This window comes from SAR324 cluster bacterium (assembly GCA_029245725.1).
GTDB lineage: Bacteria > SAR324 > SAR324 > SAR324 > NAC60-12 > JCVI-SCAAA005.
This window is the reverse complement of record JAQWOT010000324.1, coordinates 18,925-35,680: the sequence shown is the minus strand read 5'-3', so window position 1 is coordinate 35,680 and position 16,756 is coordinate 18,925. Positions and strand designations below refer to the sequence as shown.

Below are 16,756 nucleotides of genomic sequence, written 5' to 3'. Positions count from 1 at the left end.
CGTTTGAACTTTTGGGGCAATCATGGAATAAGATTTATCTTCTTCAAGTAACCAAAGCTTAAAATTCAAATCAACATGCAAAAACTTATAGCTAGCTTGCTGCTTCTTGTATTTCTGGGAGGAAATACCGGAGTGGCTGAGGAAGACAAGCTCAATCAGGCGGTTGTTCGAGGGATTGTGGAGCGATTTACATCGTTGCACTATGCTCAGGAGCCTTTAAATGATGAATTGTCCAAAAGGATTTTTCAGCTCTACCTAGATTCCTTGGATTCTGGACATTACTACTTCCTGGAATCCGATGTGAAAGAGTTTCGAGCTAAAGAGACCAGTTTGGATGACATGCTTCGGCGTGGTGATGTTACTTGGGCAATGGACGTCTTCACACGATTCCTAACCAGGCTTAGTCAACGTCAATCGATGCTGGAATCTTTTCTGGAAGACGAGTTTGACTTCGAAAAAGATGGTCAATGGAGAATTGATCGGAAAGATGAACCCTATTCTAAGAATGAAGACGAAGCGAAACAGACTTGGAGGCTGAAAACAAAGTTTGACCTACTGACGCTCAAGTTAGCAGGCAATACGGATCAAGAGGCCAGGGACCGCTTATTAAAGCGTATTCGCTCAGTCTGGAAGGATTATTCTCAGTACACTGACGATGATGTAATAGCGCTTTATCTAAATGCACTTACACGAGCCTATGATCCTCATTCGACCTACATGGCTGCGGAGGATCTAAGGAATTTTGATATTTCGATCAAACTCTCTTTGGATGGTATCGGTGCGGTGTTGCGCTGGGAAGATGGCTACACCGTTGTGAACTCAATTATTCCTGGTGGTGCAGCTGCACGGCATGGAAAATTGGCTGTCGATGATCGGATCATTGCTGTTGCACAAGGTACAGAACCATTCGAAAGCGTCATTGATATGCGCTTGAATGATGTCGTTGAGCTGATCCGTGGGCAGCGTGGAACTACCGTTCGTCTTCAAGTTATGCGTAAGAATGAAAACGGATTTGATAACCTCAATTTTGCGATTGTTCGTGATAAAATTATTCTGAAGGATGGCGAAGCCAAAGCAGAAATTTTTGAACCGACCGCATCTTCGGAGGAAAGTCCCTCGGCTTACAAAATAGGTGTTATTGAACTACCTTCGTTCTATGTTGATTTTAATGACCGAAGACAGAATCCGAACAACTACAAGAGTTCATCCCGCGATGTTCGCGCTCATTTGGAGCAATTTAAGGGGGATGGGGTTGATGGAGTGATTTTAGATCTTAGAAATAATGGCGGTGGTGGTCTTGACGAAGCCATCACGATGGCCGGCTTGTTTGTCGGACGTAAGCCAATCGTCATTGTCCGTCAGGCCAGTGGTGCGCGGATTACAGTCCATCGCAGTCGAGAAGAAGCTATTTATGAAGGTCCGCTGTTGGTCATGCTAAATCGCTTCAGTGCATCTGCCTCCGAAATCCTAGCGGGAGCAATGCATGACTACCAACGAGCAATCTTGGTTGGGGACCGTACTACATTTGGCAAAGGTACTGTACAAAACATTGTGCAACTTCCTGAGGGCTATGGGGCTCTGAAAGTGACCATTGCCCAATTTTATAGGGTCTCTGGGTGGTCCACACAAAATCGTGGTGTGGAAACAGACATGATCTTACCTTCGATTAATAATGCTCGTGATCTTGGGGAATCCACTTTAGAAAATGCTCTGCCTTGGAAAGCGATCTCACCAATCTCATACACACCTGTCGGTAACATTCGACGCTACATTAATGAGTTGCAGCAGTATTCACATGAGCGACTTACCAAGGATACAGATTTCAAAGAAATTGAAGAGAATGTTCAGGAATTTTTGACCAATGTTAAACCGCTGGAGTACACCAGTATTTTGAAAATGCAGGAAGACGCAGCAAAGCGAAAAGAAGAGAGAGACGAAGAGATGGCCAGTGCCCAGAAGACTATGAAGAATACCACACAAGAAGATTCCGAGGATGAGACTGCTTCAAATGAAGAGACAACCATTCGGAATGATGCCTATCTTTTGGAAAGCATGGCCATCTTAGAAGACTATATTCAGTTGCAGCAACGTGTGGAGGTTCAGAATTAATGAGTGAAACAGAATTTCTTCCTTCTAACACTCTGCCAGTTCTGATTGACGCAGACCGAATCCGAAAACGTGTGGAAGAATTAGGACGTAAAATTAGCCAAGACTATAAGAATCAACCTTTGGTACTGCTTGTCGTTCTCAAAGGTTCGTTTCTTTTCTGTGCAGATCTGGCAAGACAACTTTCGATTCCTTGCCGTATCGAATTCATTCGAGCCTCAAGCTACAAAGATGCGAAGGTCAGTTCTGGACAATTGCAACTTTCTGAACTGCCTGATCTACGACATGCAAATGTTTTAGTCGTTGAAGACATCCTCGACAGCGGGTTGACTCTGCAGAAAATTCTGGGGCACCTACGGTCAGAAAATTTAGCTTCCCTCGAAGTTTGTACGCTTTTATCTAAGCAGATCCCTAGGGATATTAAGATTGAACCCAAGTACATTGGTTTTGAAATTCCTAACCGCTTTGTTGTCGGCTACGGTTTGGATTACGCAGAGCGCTACAGGGAAGTGCCTGACATCCGCTGTTTAGACTGATATTAACCCTCCAAAAAGTCATCTATATGAGTGTCAAAATTCGTCCAAACTGGAACTTTGAATCTCAAGATGAGGCAAATCAACTTTTGCTACAACTCACTCTGGAAAACCGAGCCTACCTTGAAGCAATCTTGCAGAATTTAGCTTTTCTAACAGCGAAATCAACTGATACTGATGTGGAGGAGTTGATGATGACACTATGGCAGCAAGTCAAAGACACTGGTAGTCAGAAATTTAAGGAACTGCAGCAAGATTACCACGCAAACAAAGTTTCTAGTCAGGAAGATGAAGAAGGCTAAGATCCTGATCATCTCACTATTGCTGACAAATTCTTCTCTATGGGCTATCGATGATCAATATCTCAAAGAGGGAGCCATAGACTTGTGGGATAAGTCTAAAGATGCTGCCGATACAGTAAGTGAAACTGTACGAAGTACTTGGGATGATAATGAACCTCTTAGGGAGGCGATTAGTGAAAAATCTGTTGAGCTTTGGGATGATAGTGAGCCGCTACGAGAGAATTTAGAAGAAAAAGCAAAAGATGGCTGGGAAACCACTAAGGAATGGTCGACAAAAAAATATGATGAACTGAAACAGTCCAAGAAAAATCCTGACAACTCGAGTGTTTGGTGGAATTTTTCTGATTCAGAAAAGAAAAGTGAGGACGATTCAGCAGTCGGAAATTCTTTGAAAGAACTGTGGGAGAAGACGAAGGAGGGTTCAAAACAACTAGGTGAGAAAATCCAAGAAAACACTAAAAGTCTCTTATGAACAGACTCTTTCTTGGGTTATGGTGGTTCTTGATGATCCCAGTTGTTGTCAATGGACAACAAGTTTCTCTGCGGGCAACTGGGGATGGTCTAAGTTCTGAAGAGGCACAGCAAGCAGCACTCGCAGAACTATCCTTTAGAATAGCTGCTAATGTCGAGAGCCAGATTGATTCAATTCAAGAACTGCGAAATGAGGAATTCAACCAAACTTCAAGCCAACGGCTGAGTGTCACTTCAGAACTACCTCTCCTTGGTAGCACGATTGAAATCACTGAAAAAGATGGGACCTACTTCGCTACTGCAAGCCTTGACGCTGCTACCTCTCTACCACTCTACGAAGTCAGAATTGATGAACTAACAAAGGAATTAGATGATTCTTGGAAGATTGGAAAGATTAGCGATCCAATTCGTGTGATCCCCAGCTTGAAAGCCGCTCTACTTGTCCTCGAAGAACTTAAGTTGCTGCGACTGATTGCGCGCTATCTTGGTGCAGAACTACCTCAACTTATAATAACTGTCACATCAATTAATGATCGAATTAAGCAACTCCAACAAAATCCACAGACTATCGAAGTTGCTGTTCAGATATTTGCCGATCCATGGAAAGACCTTGAAAAGGTTTATGTCTATCCTCCATTACTTAGTGGATCAGAGGAAATCACAGAGTTAGCCAAAGTCTTTCGCAGTCGGCTTGCCAGCCAACTTAGAGAAGTCAGTCGTCCTGCTCAGTCAAAATTTATTCTCCGTGGTGAATACATAATTACAGCTAAAGGGATAGTCCTAACTTATCGGTTGCAGAATTGGAAAGGTGAAACCCTTGAGACTAGTAGTGTCCAGTTAGCCCCTGTCGCCTACAGCGGACTTCAAGTTAAGACATCGCCAAAGACTAATTCAAAGATAACTTCCAAAACCGCTGTTGATCCAGATTCTTCACATGCATCCCTGATAAAGCCATCAAAGCCAGAAGGTACTCCCTCAAAATCATCTTGGATAGATCCTGTGACCAAAATGGAATACCACTTCATTCCAGAGGGACAATTTGAGATGGGTGATATCTTCGGAGAAGGAAATTCTGATGAAAAATGGGTTCGAAATGTTGTGCTCGACCCCTATTGGGTCAGTACTACAGAAGTTACCCAGCAAGCCTGGGAACGAGTCATGGGGAAACCAGCCAGCCGAAATGCTTCATCAAGATACCCTGTGGAAGTAACTCTCGCAGAGACTAATCGGTTCCTCAATAAATTGAATGAAAAAAGCGCAGGTGGAGAATTTCGCTTGATTACAGAAGCTGAGTGGGAATATGCCTGCCGTGAAGGAGGAAGAAAAGTTCGATTTGGGAATGGTGAAGATGAAATTTCTGAAAAAGCTTCTGCTTACTCCAACGTGCCAATCCAAGCTGTCGGAAGTTATCCACCAAATAGTTTTGGTTTGTTTGATTTCAGTGGAAATGTGGCGGAGTGGACTGCAGATAAATATCAAAAAAGTTATCGTGATCTGCCTGAACTCAATCCTCTTTCCCAGAAAGGAAGAGGTAATGTGATAAGGGGAGGTGGTGTTGTCAATCTACTTCCAGTTACCGAAACGAAGCACATCCGATGCAGTGCTCGCCAACAGCCTCGCAGCAGTCGTGATCGATTCGGTCTCAGACTTGTTCGAAAACATTACTGACGATCAAAATTTTCTGAGAAAAATGGTATTTCAATTTCACAGATATATGCGCACTCCGCATTCGGAAATCTATGGTATCTTCATTAGTGACCAAGTTGAAAAAGGCCCGGTAGGAAGGGTAGATATTCATTACTCGCTTTACGGTTTGGTCAATGGGTTGGTGGTAATGGAGCAAGCTTTGTCTGAATCTGAGACAGAAGAACTGATTGCAAAAATCGACGATGAACTCGTGGAAATGACCACAATTAATGACGAAAATTTTGAAATAACAGTAGCCTTTTCCACCAAGGTTTTGACCTTTGGCAAGGAAGAGATTGACGAGGAATAATTGAAAGATATAGGATTTTCTTATAGAGTCCTTAAGGCTCATAAGAACGGTTTGAGTGTCAGCACATCCAAAAATGGACTGAATGTAAGTTACACCTTGGATGTGGGGTTCGGCAAAATTAATATCCCCATGATTGGGAAGCGCAAAAAATCCCTCTGGACCAACAAAGGAAGTGGGCTCTTTTCTCAATATCTCTAACTTTGCTTGGTTTAATTTGTAACCAAGTCTTCTCTTCTAACACCTTAAAATGAGCATTCTAGTCAGCGTCCAAGGCTTGACCAAGTCATACGGATTACTGCCCCTTTTTCAGGGGTTGAGCTTTGGTTTTAACACAAATGAAAAAGTTGGGCTAATTGGCCCAAATGGTTCGGGTAAGTCTACGCTTTTGAAGATTCTTGCAGGTATGGAAGAACCAGATGACGGAGTTCTTTCTAGAAATAGACAATGTGAGATGACCTATCTTGCACAAACGGAAGCCTTCTCGAATTCAGCTACGGTTCAAGAATGTTTGGAAGAGAAAATTCCCCAGCATGTCAGTGCTTCAGAGCGACCTTTCAGAGTACAAGAAATTTTAAGAACGCTTGGTGTCATTGATTCGCAAATCCCTGTTGGAGAACTGTCTGGCGGTTGGAGAAAACGAGTTGCACTTGGCCAAGTATTAATTCAACAGCCAGATATGTTGCTGTTGGACGAACCAACAAATCATCTTGATCTGGAGGGAGTCCTTTGGCTGGAAGATCTGTTAAGGCAGGCAGCCTTCGCCTTCGTCTTGGTGAGCCATGATAGAGAATTTTTACAGCAGACGACAAACCAAACGATTGAACTGAATAAGAGCTATCCTTCAGGCTTTCTCAGGATTGATGGTCCATACGAAGTTTTCCAGGACAGGAAAGAGGAATTCATCCGGAACCAGAAAGCACAGCAAGAGACACTGGCCAATAAAATGCGTCGCGAGGATGAGTGGTTGAAAAGAGGTCCAAAAGCCAGAACTACAAAGGCCCGCTTCCGTGTTGAAAATGCAGGGGTGTTACGAAAAGAGTTGGATCAACTAAGGATGCTCAACTCACAAAACCGTCAGGTAGGAGTCAACTTTGATGCGTCCAATCGGAAAACTCGAAAATTGATAGAGTTAGGTGATGTAACTTTCGGGTACCCATCCAAGCCACTTTTTTCAAAATTGAGTCTAACACTGCCAGCGGGCGTCTGCTTGGGCGTACTTGGTCAAAACGGTAGTGGAAAAAGCAGCCTCCTGAAGTTGATGAAGAAAGAGCTTCGACCAGATCAGGGGGAAATTCGCTGGGCTGAAAATCTTAAGGTGGTGCACTTTGATCAACATCGTGATCAACTGTCACTGAACCAAACGCTTAAACAGGCCCTATCACCTGCCGGGGATACTGTCATCTATCAGGAACGTCCTATTCACGTGGCAGCCTGGGCAAGCCGGTTCCTCTTTCCGAAAGAAAAGCTGACTCTTCCCCTCAGTCAACTTTCAGGCGGTGAATGTGCCCGTGTTTTGATTGCCAACCTGATGCTTCAGCCAGCAGATGTTCTCCTACTTGACGAACCAACAAATGATTTAGACATCTCTACCCTAGAAGTTTTGGAAGAGAGTCTAGTGAATTTTCCTGGAGCGATTTTGTTGATTACCCATGACAGGTATTTGATGGATCGGCTCAGCGACTACCTAATTTGTCTACATGATGATGGAAGCGTTGATTTTTTTGCGGATTATGCACAGTGGCATTTGCACCAGAGAGAGAGAGCCACAGGAACTGAACACCAGAAAAAGAATCAACAAGTTGGTAAAAAGATTAGTTATGAAGGCAGAAAAGAATTGCAAAGGATTGAAGGAAAAATCCAAAAAGCAGAGAGTGAGGTGGTCCAGATTGGAGCCCGATTACACGCTCCAGAGAACTTAAACAATGTGGCAAAGCTACAGGAACTTTCTAATCAGTTGATTGCAGCAGAAGACAGAGTTCAGCAACTTTATGATCGATGGGCTGAGCTTGAGGAGTTGTTTGCTTAGGGCATTATTCTAATTCAGAGTTCAAATTGTTCAAATTACCTCATAATCTGATTGTACGAATCCTGAATCAAAACTCCTGGTATGGAGGTGATTTAGGATGATTTCTGGAAGTGTATTTCCAAATAGTGGTTTGCCAGTACCCAAGATGATTGGAATACGTGTTAGGTTAAGTTGTTTTACCAAACCGCACTCTAGAAACGATCTTGCTGCTTCTCCTCCATCCAAGTAAATACGCTGCCATCCTAATCCCTTCCAATAATCCAAAAGCTCGTGCGGAGTCAGTTTTGGTGCAAGCTCCGCGAAACCAGATATGGTAATTGGAAGAGATGTCAAAGTCTGGCTCAATACCTGAACAGGTTTCCCTGTGTAAGGCCATTTCTGAAAGCTGAGAACTTTCTCAAAGCTCTTTCGGCCCATGACCAAGCAATCCATACGCTTGAAAAATTCTCCAAAGCCATAATCCTCATTAGGGTCATCGGAATTAAATTTCTCCAGCCAATCGATCTCTCCATTATTTCGAGCAATGAAACCATCTAGGCTGATTGCCAAGAAGATGTAGATCTCCACTTCTGATCTTTTTTGTATGTCTATTGAGGCAGCCATGTTGTCAGAACTAGAAACCCAGTTACAAAATGTGATGTTGCGAGATCAGTTTCGATTTCGGCGACAGTTTGAACAATTGAAGAGAGCAGAACATCAGCAAAGACTCAATGAAGATGAGCTTCTGAAACTTGCGATCCGGATTGAACGATCAAGTGCACTCCGTGGTAAAAGAGCGAGTCTTCATAGAATTCCTGAATATAACTCAAGTCTCCCCATTCTTGATCACCGAGAGGAGATCATAAGTGTAATCCAAAAGCACCCTGTTCTAATTGTAGCTGGTGAGACGGGATCAGGTAAAACCACCCAATTACCTAAGATGTGCCTTGAAGCAGGCTATGGCATAGCTGGAAAGATTGGCTGTACTCAACCTCGTAGAGTTGCTGCAATTTCCATTGCCCAGCAAATTACTCGAGAGCTGCAATGTAACCTTGGTGAAGAAGTTGGTTACAAAATCCGCTTCTCTGATAAAACTAGCCCAAACACACTTATTCAGCTTTTGACAGATGGGACATTATTAGCCGAAACGCAGTCTGATCGGTTTTTGGAGAACTATGAGGTATTGATCATTGATGAAGCGCATGAGCGCTCTCTCAATATTGATTTTCTACTTGGTTACATACGAAGGTTACAGCCGAAACGCAGCAATCTAAAGCTCATTATAACATCAGCTAGTATTGATACTGGCAGATTCGCAGAGGCGTTCTCAGGTGCACCAATTATCGAGGTGTCAGGCAGAAGTTATCCAGTTGAAATAGATTATCGCCCGATTGATCCCGAAGTTGAGAATCAAGGAGATTATACAGTTGAAGATGCCTTAGTTGATACGATCAGGGAATTGTTAGAAACAACATATGATGGGGATGTTTTAGCTTTTCTCGCAGGAGAAGGGGAGATTCGTGAGGTTTGTCAAAGAGTTGGACAGGATAATTCCACAGTTCTAATTCTTCCACTTTATGGACGATTGACCCAAGCAGAACAACATCGGATTTTTCAGAATTCCAGCCAACGCAAAGTGATTGTTTCAACGAATCTTGCGGAAACATCACTGACGATTCCAGGAATTCGTTATGTGATTGATGCTGGGTTGGCACGTATTAGCCGATACAGTCCGAAAAATCGGGTTCAGCGACTTCCAGTAGAGCCAATTGCACAGAGTTCTGCACTTCAGCGAGCGGGTCGAGCAGGTCGAATTGCTCCAGGTGCATGTATTCGACTCTATTCAGAAGAATCTTTACAGAACCGGCGAGAATATGTAGAGCCAGAAATTTTACGTTCCAATCTTGCTGGTGTGATTTTGCAAATGCTCTATTTGCGACTAGGGAATATCCGGGAATTCCCTTTCATTGACCCACCGGGTAGTCACGCAATTAGGGAGGGTGAAAAACTACTTCGTGAATTAGGTGCCGTCACTGATAACATGCAGCTTACACCACTGGGTAGAGAAATGGCTACTCTTCCTATTGAACCTCAAACAGCCCGAATGTTACTGCAGGCCCATCAAGAGTCTGTTCTCAGTGAAATGCTGGTGATTGCAGCTGGTTTGTCAATTCAGGATCCAAGAGAGTTCCCAGCTGAAGAAAAAGAGAAAGCTCGCCAGATGCACAGTAGTTTTGTCAGCAGAGAGTCAGACTACATAACGCTGTTAAGCATCTGGCGGGCTTACCAGGCACAGTGGAATGAACTGAAGACCGAAAAAAAGATGCGGAAGTTTTGCCGGCAGCACTTTCTATCATTTGTGCGAATGCGGGAGTGGAGAGATATCCATCACCAACTCAGTTCTATTTTGAAGGATTCTGGAAAGTATCCTCTAAAATCCCTGCAAGCCTTGCCAGTTGTCGAAGCACGACCCGAAGAGTCTCACGATAGGGAAATTCGGAATTTTAGATTAAATCGTCCTAGCAAAGAGGAAACTAAGCCCAAGTCAATTTTTGAGGTCGGAATAGATTATGATGCCATCCATCGAGCACTTCTTTCCGGTTATCTCAATTGCATAGCTAGGCAGAAAGATAAACAGCAATATACTTCCATTGGAGGCAAGGAACTCTGGGTCTTTCCAGGTTCTGGAGTCTATAAACGCTCTGGAAAGTGGATATTAGCTGGAGAGCAAGTTGAGACTTCACGTCTATACTCAAGAAAGATCGCCAATATCAAGGTTGATTGGTTAGAGCAAATTGGAGGTAAGCTTTGTAAGCGGCATTACTCAGAGGCACATTTTGATCCTGAAACAGGGATTGTTCAGGCTTGGGAAAGAGTGACTTTGTACGGCCTGACAATCGTTGAAAAACGTAGAGTAAGTTACGGTCGAGTAAATCCAGCTGAAGCTACAGCAATCTTTGTAAGGGAAGCATTAATTGATGGCGGGTTGCGTCAATACTATTCTTTTTTCAAGCACAACAATGAACTTCATGAACTAGTTTTGAGTAAAGGGGCAAAGCTCCGTCGAGATTTTCGAGAAGAAGTAGATGCTATGCTAGAAGCTTTCTACCAGGAAAAAATCCAAAATGTTGCCTCCTTCCATGATTTGAATCGCCTTCTGAAAACAAAAAGAAAATCAGGTCAGGGCGCTTTCCTCTTTCTTGAGGAGAGTGATATTACACCTTCAACACTCAAACCTCCTTCTAGTGAGCTATATCCAGACTTTTGGGAAGTCGGTGATCTCAAGATGCCCTTGCGTTATGTTTTTGCGCCGACAAAGGAACCTGATGGTGTAACTTTGCAGTTACAAGATGCTTCTATTCCGCACCTACATGAATACGCCCTAGAGTGGCTGATTCCCGGAATTTGGGCTGAGAAAATCCAATTTTTCTTAAGGGCTTTGCCCAAGTCTATTAGGAAGAGCTTTGTGCCACTTCCTGAAACCTCAGCAAAGTTAGCGTCCGAACTGAAACCATGTGATGAAAGTTTTTTGGTGAGTTTATGTCGACTGATTGAAAGGCGTTATCAGATTAAATTGAAACCTTCTCAATGGGCTGATGTAGAGTTGCCTTCCCATCTCCAGATGAGAGTGGAAGTCAGAAATACTAATCAGAAGATTGTCTCATCTGGGCGGAATCTCGAAGAGCTAATTTCAAAGCGCAAAGATGAGCTCCGCCAACGAGGGAATAACAAAGAATTCAGGGAAGATTTAAGATCTTGGAAGGACGCATTGAAATTCTGGGAACTGGATAATCTTCAGAATTGGACGTTTGAGCGTTTACCTCAACGTATCGAACTTGAGGTGAATCACGGTATTCCACTATACGCATACCCGGGCCTACTGATTCAAGAAGATGGTAGTATTCTAAGAACCTTATTTCACACTAGAGATGAAGCTCAGCGCAAAACCCAACCTGCGATGAAAAAGTTGATGGCCTTGGCTGTCGGGCCAGAGTTAGTTTGGCTGGAACAGGAGCTTTGGAAATTGGAAGAACTAAGAGATGAATACAGGCCTTTTGGAACCTTGGGACAACTGAAACAAGGATCCAAACAAGCTCTGCTGGATTACTTGTTTGGGTTCGAATGGCTGGAATCTGAAGAAGAGTTTCAGGCAAAGCTCAAATTAGCGAAGCATCGTCTGCCAAAATTATTGTCACGTTACATTGAACAGTTGCGATTGCTTTTGCAGGCAGAACAGAAGACTCGTGGCGCTATTCGTCAGTACAGTAAAAATACGGATGACCTTAATTGTTTACAGGATCATTTACAAAATCTAGTGCCCACCAATTTTGTTGCAAAATTGCCTTACTTGCGTTGGGCTCATGTTCAAAGATACTTGAAAGGAATCAGAGTTCGCACAGAACGTCTGGATCACAATCCTGTTAAAGATGAAGAGAAAAACTTACAGTTGCAGCCTTGGCTTAAGGTTTACCAAGAGTTGAAGTTGATGGAGTTGAATTGGAATCAACGCAAGAATCTAGATGAGTTCTTCTGGCTATTAGAAGAGTATCGAGTCTCTCTATTCGCACCAGAGTTAAAGACCTCAATGCCTATTTCAGTCAAGAGACTAACACGCTTCCTTGAAGAACATTTCCCCGAAGCTTCCCTAGTTGTTGCCTGATCAGACAACAATGTTCACCAACTTGCGGTTGGGTTGCATGACAACCACCACCCGCTTAGGTGACTTGCCATTGAGGTGAGATAGTACCTTTTCGTTGCTCATCGCCATCTCTTTAAGAGTCTCCTCGTTAATATCTACTGCTACTGCCATAGCGTCTCTCTTTTTTCCATTAACCATCAAGGGCACTTCAATGGTGTCTTCTAAGCACTTGTCAGGATCGAAGTTGGGCCAATTGTAACGGAGAACTGACTTTTGCGCTGAATGCTCATCTGGTTCGAGAATAGACATCATTTCTTCCCCAAGATGGGGAGCGAAAGGTGAGGTCAACAGGACTAGATTCTTCAAATAACTTTTGGGTAGTTTTTCTTGGCGGGCAAATTCGTTTTTACATTCAATCAGCGCTGCGATCGCAGTGTTCATCCGCAAACGACCAACATCTTCGGTTACCTTGCGGATGGTCTTGTGCATCATTCGCTCAAGTTCCGTGGATATACTGACTTGAGCATCTGGAAGGGTGATCTCCATCAGATTCCACACTCCAGCCAAGAAACGTTGAATTCCAATAATCGATTCCTGCTTCCAAGGCTTACCAGCATCAAGGGGCCCTAGGTACATCTCGTAACATCGGAAGGTGTCAGTAGTGTAAAGATCACAAATCTCCTCAGGAGGGATACCGTTTTTGTAGCGTTTCCCCATTTTCCCAGGATCAATTTCAAGCTCATTTCCCGTCGGTTTGTGGAATGCCTTAGCCTCTCCATTGATGTGTTTTACCTCAACATCATGAATATCAACATAGGCCCCTCTGGAATCCTTGTAAGCATCGGCTGTGATCATTCCCTGATTGAATAATTGTTGGAAGGGCTCTTTAGTTGAAACATGTCCCAGGTCATAAAGTACCTTGTGCCAGAAGCGCGAATACAAAAGGTGTAGTACTGCGTGTTCGGTCCCCCCCACATAAAGATCAATTGCACCAGCTGGTTTCTGTTCTGGAGAACTTCCATCCAATGTCCAATAGCGTTCGATATCAGAGTTTACCATTGCATGATCGTTGCGAGCGTCCATGTAACGTAAGTAATACCAACAGGATCCAGCCCAGTTGGGCATGGAATTCATGTCCCTTTGAAAACCCTGAACTGGTAGACGCTCACCTTCTACTTTAAGAAAACCTTGTGATGCCTGTTCTTTACTGACCAAACGGACACATTGATTCGATAGGATTACACCATGGACATTTACCCAGTCTTTCACGCGACCCAAGGGTGGCTCAGGTAGTGAATCAGGGTCTTCACTGCCCTTGGGTTCAAAATTATCTAGTTCAGGTAGTTGAACGGGCAATTCACTATCATCAAGAGGATAGGGCAGATCATTTTCAATATCAAAAACGACTGGGAAGGGCTCTCCCCAGTATCGTTGTCGACTGAAGAGCCAGTCGCGTAATTTATACTGCACTTGTGGTCGCCCTAATCCTTTTTCAGCGAGCCACTCACCGACTTTCAACTTTCCAGTTTCATTGTCTAGTCCGTCAATACTCAAATTCTTATGAGTTGATTGGAAACAGGTTCCAGGCCCAGTATAAGAAGTTTGAAATTCTGTTGGGGATAGACGGTACAGATCCAGTAGTTGTTCTTCAGTCCAATCGCTTGCTTCTTCCTGAAGAGTCTCTGACTTGAGCCAGTTCCATGGAGGCTGAATTACAGGTACGATGGGTAATTGATATTTTTTGGCGAACAAGAAATCTCGTTCGTCGTGTCCAGGAACTCCCATCACAGCACCTGTCCCATATTCCATCAAAACGTAGTCACCAATCCAGATTGGAATCTGATCTCCACTGACTGGGTGAATTGCAAATCCGCCTGTGGGAGTGCCGTTCTTTTCCAGATCTTCACCAGCAGACAGGGATGTAATTCTTGCTGATTCCTTTTGGAAAGCGAGTACATTCGACTCTTGATCCTTGGCAGTTACTAGTTGAACCAGCGGATGTTCTGGTGCCAGCACTAGATATGTCACTCCAAAAAGTGTATCTGGTCTGGTTGTAAATACGGCGATACGCTCCTGCTTCCCGTTGTTTAGTTGAACTGGAAATTCAATGCGGGCTCCTTGGCTTCGGCCGATCCAAGCCTTCTGCATCTCCGTCACACCATTAGGCCAGTTCACATCTTCCAGATCTTGAATCAATCGATCCGCATAGCAGGTGATGCGGAGGTTCCATTGGCGAAGTGGTCTCCGATAAACAGGGTAATCTCCTCGTTCACTGCGTCCCTCGTTCGTTACTTCCTCGTTAGAGAGCACGGTACCCAATTGAGGGCACCAATTGACGGGTGACTCCTCAACGTAAGCGAGTCTTGCTTGGTCGATAGCGCTTCTCAGTTCATCCTCTTTCGCTCGTCGACCCTCAGGCAAATATACCGCTGGTTGTGGGGCGCCGTCATCATCAAGTAGCCATTCACCAGTAAGCAGTTTTTCTTTGAGTTCTGAAATAGGTCTTGCTCTACCTTGGGACATGTAACTATCAGGTCCCTGCCAACTTACAGTGGGATCGTAGTAGGAATGGTAGATTTGAAGGAAGATCCATTGCGTCCACCTAAAGTAATCTGGATCTGTTGTTGAGAATCGCCTTGTTGGATCATGGCTCAGCCCCAGCATCTTTAGTTGCTGCAGCATATTACGAATATTGTTGTCCGTTGTGATCCAGGGATGCTGGCCGGTCTGGATTGCATATTGTTCAGCGGGAAGCCCAAAGGAATCAAACCCCATTGAATACAGGACATTGTAACCACGCATTCTCATAAAACGGCTTAGAATGTCAGTCGCAATGTAACCAAGTGGATGTCCTACGTGTAATCCAATGCCACTAGGATAAGGAAACATGTCTAGGACAACAAATTTTGGCTGCTGCTTATCAAATCCTTCTTCGCTTGGATTGGGGGTCTTAAAAATCTTTTGAGTATCCCAATGTTGACGCCATTTGGGCTCAAATTCCTTGGAGGCGTCCCGATAAATTTTCATGAATGTTTTGCTCCAGAACCTTGACGGTAATTGCGGGGAGGGATGGAAAGTAATCGTTAGGGAAGGGAAGACGGGCCTACTAGACCCGTCTGTCATTAGCGCTTAGACAGCAGCAGCTTCTTGCTGGAGAGGGGTCATCAAACTTATGGAAGAAGATCTTGCTTCTAGTCGATTAAGTGCATGTACAAAGGCGAGTGCACTTGCCAGAATGATGTCTGTGTGAGCTCCACGTCCTGTAACTTGCTGTCCCTCATGTTCAACAGTTACGCTAACCTCCCCTTGGGCGTCAGTGCCACCTGTGATTGCCTTCACTACGTAGGAATTTAGAGTACAGTTTTGTTCGGTAATCTGCTTGATCGTGTTCAAAGCAGCATCTACGGGACCATCGCCGAAGCCTGCTTTGCGAACAACATCGTTGCCCACTCTCATTGTTATCGTTGCTGTGGGCACAGAAGTCGTTCCCGATGTGACAGTCAAATGCTGTAGTTCGAAGCGATTGTTTTGTTTGCGAACATTGTTGGTGATCAGTGCCTCAATGTCTTCATCAAAAACTTGTCGCTTGACATCAGCAAGGTGTTTGAACTCCTTGAAGATGTGATTCAACTCTACATCATTAAGTTCGAAGCCAAGTGATTTCACTCGCTCACTCAATGCATGTCGGCCAGAATGTTTTCCAAGAACAAGTTGACTCTGCCTTACACCAACTGACTGTGGAGTCATTATCTCGTAGGTCAAAGCATTCTTCAGCACCCCATGTTGGTGAATTCCAGCTTCGTGTGCAAAGGCATTTGCCCCAACGATAGCCTTGTTAGGTTGAACAGCAACACCCGTGATTTGAGCCAGCAAGCGACTTGTAGGGTAAAGTTGCTCAGTGACGATATTTGTCTGGAGGTCGAAGTACTGCTGACGGGTGTTCATTGCCATCACAATCTCTTCCATCGCAGCATTACCAGCCCTCTCACCGATACCGTTGATCGTACATTCGATCTGTCGAGCCCCAGCTCTCACGGCAGCCAGTGAATTAGCTACACCCATTCCCAAATCATTGTGGCAATGAACTGAGAAGACTACTTGATCTGCTTGATATACCTCATTTTTCAGCAGTTTGATTAAGTCATACATTTCATCAGGTGTGGTATAACCTACAGTGTCAGGCACATTGAGAGTAGTTGCACCGGCTCGAACTACAGCAGAGAAAAGCTTGACCAAGAACTCTGGTTCACTTCTGGTTGCATCTTCTGCACTGAATTCGACGTAATCCGTGTGCTTGCGTGCAAACTCGACGGCTTCAATCGAGCGCTTGAGCACTTCATCCTCATCCATCTGCAGCTTATATTTCATGTGCAGTTGGCTGGAAGCGATGAAAGTGTGGATTCCCCAGTTTTCAGATTCCTTTAGAGCATCAACTGCCCGCTCAATATCTGAAATACTGGCTCTGCAAAGTGAAACTACCTTTGCTCGACTAATTTGTTGTCCAATTTGCTTAACGCTTTCAAAATCCCCAGGGGACGATGCTGCGAAACCAGCTTCTATCACATCTACTCCTAGCCGATCCAGTTGGCGAGCCAGTAGTAGCTTTTCTTTCGCGGACATGGAACAACCAGGGGACTGCTCGCCATCGCGAAGCGTAGTATCAAAAATGCGGATCGTTTCCATAAAGCTCTCCTTGACAGGAAT

The 16,756-nt window shown here is 44.2% G+C and carries 11 protein-coding genes; 8 read left to right on the top strand and 3 right to left on the bottom strand.

Going from position 1 to position 16,756, the window contains the following annotated elements:
• The first annotated feature begins 75 nt into the window (after positions 1 to 75).
• The 7 genes from P8O70_17290 (at position 76) to P8O70_17260 (ending at position 7,434) form a co-directional block, all read left to right on the top strand.
• Positions 76 to 2,109, top strand: a complete 2,034-nt coding sequence (locus tag P8O70_17290; protein MDG2198595.1) for a carboxy terminal-processing peptidase — start codon at positions 76 to 78, stop codon at positions 2,107 to 2,109.
• Positions 2,109 to 2,642: a hypoxanthine phosphoribosyltransferase gene (hpt, locus tag P8O70_17285; protein ID MDG2198594.1), complete on the top strand. Its 534-nt coding sequence runs from the start codon at positions 2,109 to 2,111 to the stop codon at positions 2,640 to 2,642. Before P8O70_17290 ends, hpt begins: the two co-directional genes overlap by 1 nt.
• 26 nt (positions 2,643 to 2,668) lie before the next feature.
• Positions 2,669 to 2,941, top strand: coding sequence for a hypothetical protein (locus P8O70_17280; protein ID MDG2198593.1), 273 nt, complete (start codon positions 2,669 to 2,671; stop codon positions 2,939 to 2,941).
• 19 nt (positions 2,942 to 2,960) lie between these two features.
• On the top strand, positions 2,961 to 3,413 hold the full coding sequence (locus tag P8O70_17275; protein MDG2198592.1) for a hypothetical protein: 453 nt from the start codon (positions 2,961 to 2,963) through the stop codon (positions 3,411 to 3,413).
• Positions 3,410 to 5,080 carry an SUMF1/EgtB/PvdO family nonheme iron enzyme gene (locus tag P8O70_17270; protein MDG2198591.1) on the top strand — a complete coding sequence of 557 codons (1,671 nt, stop codon included), beginning with the start codon at positions 3,410 to 3,412 and terminating at the stop codon, positions 5,078 to 5,080. Before P8O70_17275 ends, P8O70_17270 begins: the two co-directional genes overlap by 4 nt.
• A 22-nt stretch (positions 5,081 to 5,102) precedes the next feature.
• On the top strand, positions 5,103 to 5,408 hold the full coding sequence (locus P8O70_17265) for a hypothetical protein (protein ID MDG2198590.1): 306 nt from the start codon (positions 5,103 to 5,105) through the stop codon (positions 5,406 to 5,408).
• A 247-nt stretch (positions 5,409 to 5,655) separates the two neighbouring features.
• Positions 5,656 to 7,434: an ABC-F family ATP-binding cassette domain-containing protein gene (locus P8O70_17260; GenBank protein MDG2198589.1), complete on the top strand. Its 1,779-nt coding sequence runs from the start codon at positions 5,656 to 5,658 to the stop codon at positions 7,432 to 7,434.
• 30 nt (positions 7,435 to 7,464) lie between these two features.
• Here P8O70_17260 and P8O70_17255 read toward each other — a convergent pair whose 3' ends face one another.
• Positions 7,465 to 8,001: a dihydrofolate reductase family protein gene (locus tag P8O70_17255; GenBank protein ID MDG2198588.1), complete on the bottom strand. Its 537-nt coding sequence runs from the start codon at positions 7,999 to 8,001 to the stop codon at positions 7,465 to 7,467.
• A 34-nt stretch (positions 8,002 to 8,035) separates the two neighbouring features.
• Between P8O70_17255 and hrpA the strand changes: the two genes are divergently transcribed.
• The gene (gene hrpA, locus P8O70_17250) at positions 8,036 to 12,073 is read left to right on the top strand and encodes an ATP-dependent RNA helicase HrpA (protein ID MDG2198587.1); all 4,038 of its coding nucleotides are present in this window, start codon (positions 8,036 to 8,038) and stop codon (positions 12,071 to 12,073) included.
• Here hrpA and P8O70_17245 read toward each other — a convergent pair whose 3' ends face one another.
• Positions 12,074 to 15,079 (bottom strand): class I tRNA ligase family protein, encoded by a 3,006-nt coding sequence (locus P8O70_17245; protein ID MDG2198586.1) that lies wholly within the window; start codon positions 15,077 to 15,079, stop codon positions 12,074 to 12,076.
• A gap of 102 nt (positions 15,080 to 15,181) precedes the next feature.
• A complete protein-coding gene (locus P8O70_17240) occupies positions 15,182 to 16,735 on the bottom strand; it encodes a 2-isopropylmalate synthase (protein MDG2198585.1) in 1,554 nt (517 codons plus the stop codon).
• Between the last annotated feature and the right edge of the window lie 21 nt (positions 16,736 to 16,756).

Bases quoted from the DNA above. Each gene is read 5' to 3' on its own strand.
- P8O70_17290 (MDG2198595.1), top strand. From the start codon at position 76: ATGCAAAAACTTATAGCTAGCTTGCTGCTTCTTGTATTTCTGGGAGGA.
- P8O70_17265 (MDG2198590.1), top strand. From the start codon at position 5,103: ATGGTATTTCAATTTCACAGATATATGCGCACTCCGCATTCGGAAATC.
- hrpA (MDG2198587.1), top strand. From the start codon at position 8,036: ATGTTGTCAGAACTAGAAACCCAGTTACAAAATGTGATGTTGCGAGAT.
- P8O70_17260 (MDG2198589.1), top strand. From the start codon at position 5,656: ATGAGCATTCTAGTCAGCGTCCAAGGCTTGACCAAGTCATACGGATTA.
- P8O70_17245 (MDG2198586.1), bottom strand. From the start codon at position 15,079: ATGAAAATTTATCGGGACGCCTCCAAGGAATTTGAGCCCAAATGGCGT.
- P8O70_17280 (MDG2198593.1), top strand. From the start codon at position 2,669: ATGAGTGTCAAAATTCGTCCAAACTGGAACTTTGAATCTCAAGATGAG.
- hpt (MDG2198594.1), top strand. From the start codon at position 2,109: ATGAGTGAAACAGAATTTCTTCCTTCTAACACTCTGCCAGTTCTGATT.
- P8O70_17240 (MDG2198585.1), bottom strand. From the start codon at position 16,735: ATGGAAACGATCCGCATTTTTGATACTACGCTTCGCGATGGCGAGCAG.
- P8O70_17270 (MDG2198591.1), top strand. From the start codon at position 3,410: ATGAACAGACTCTTTCTTGGGTTATGGTGGTTCTTGATGATCCCAGTT.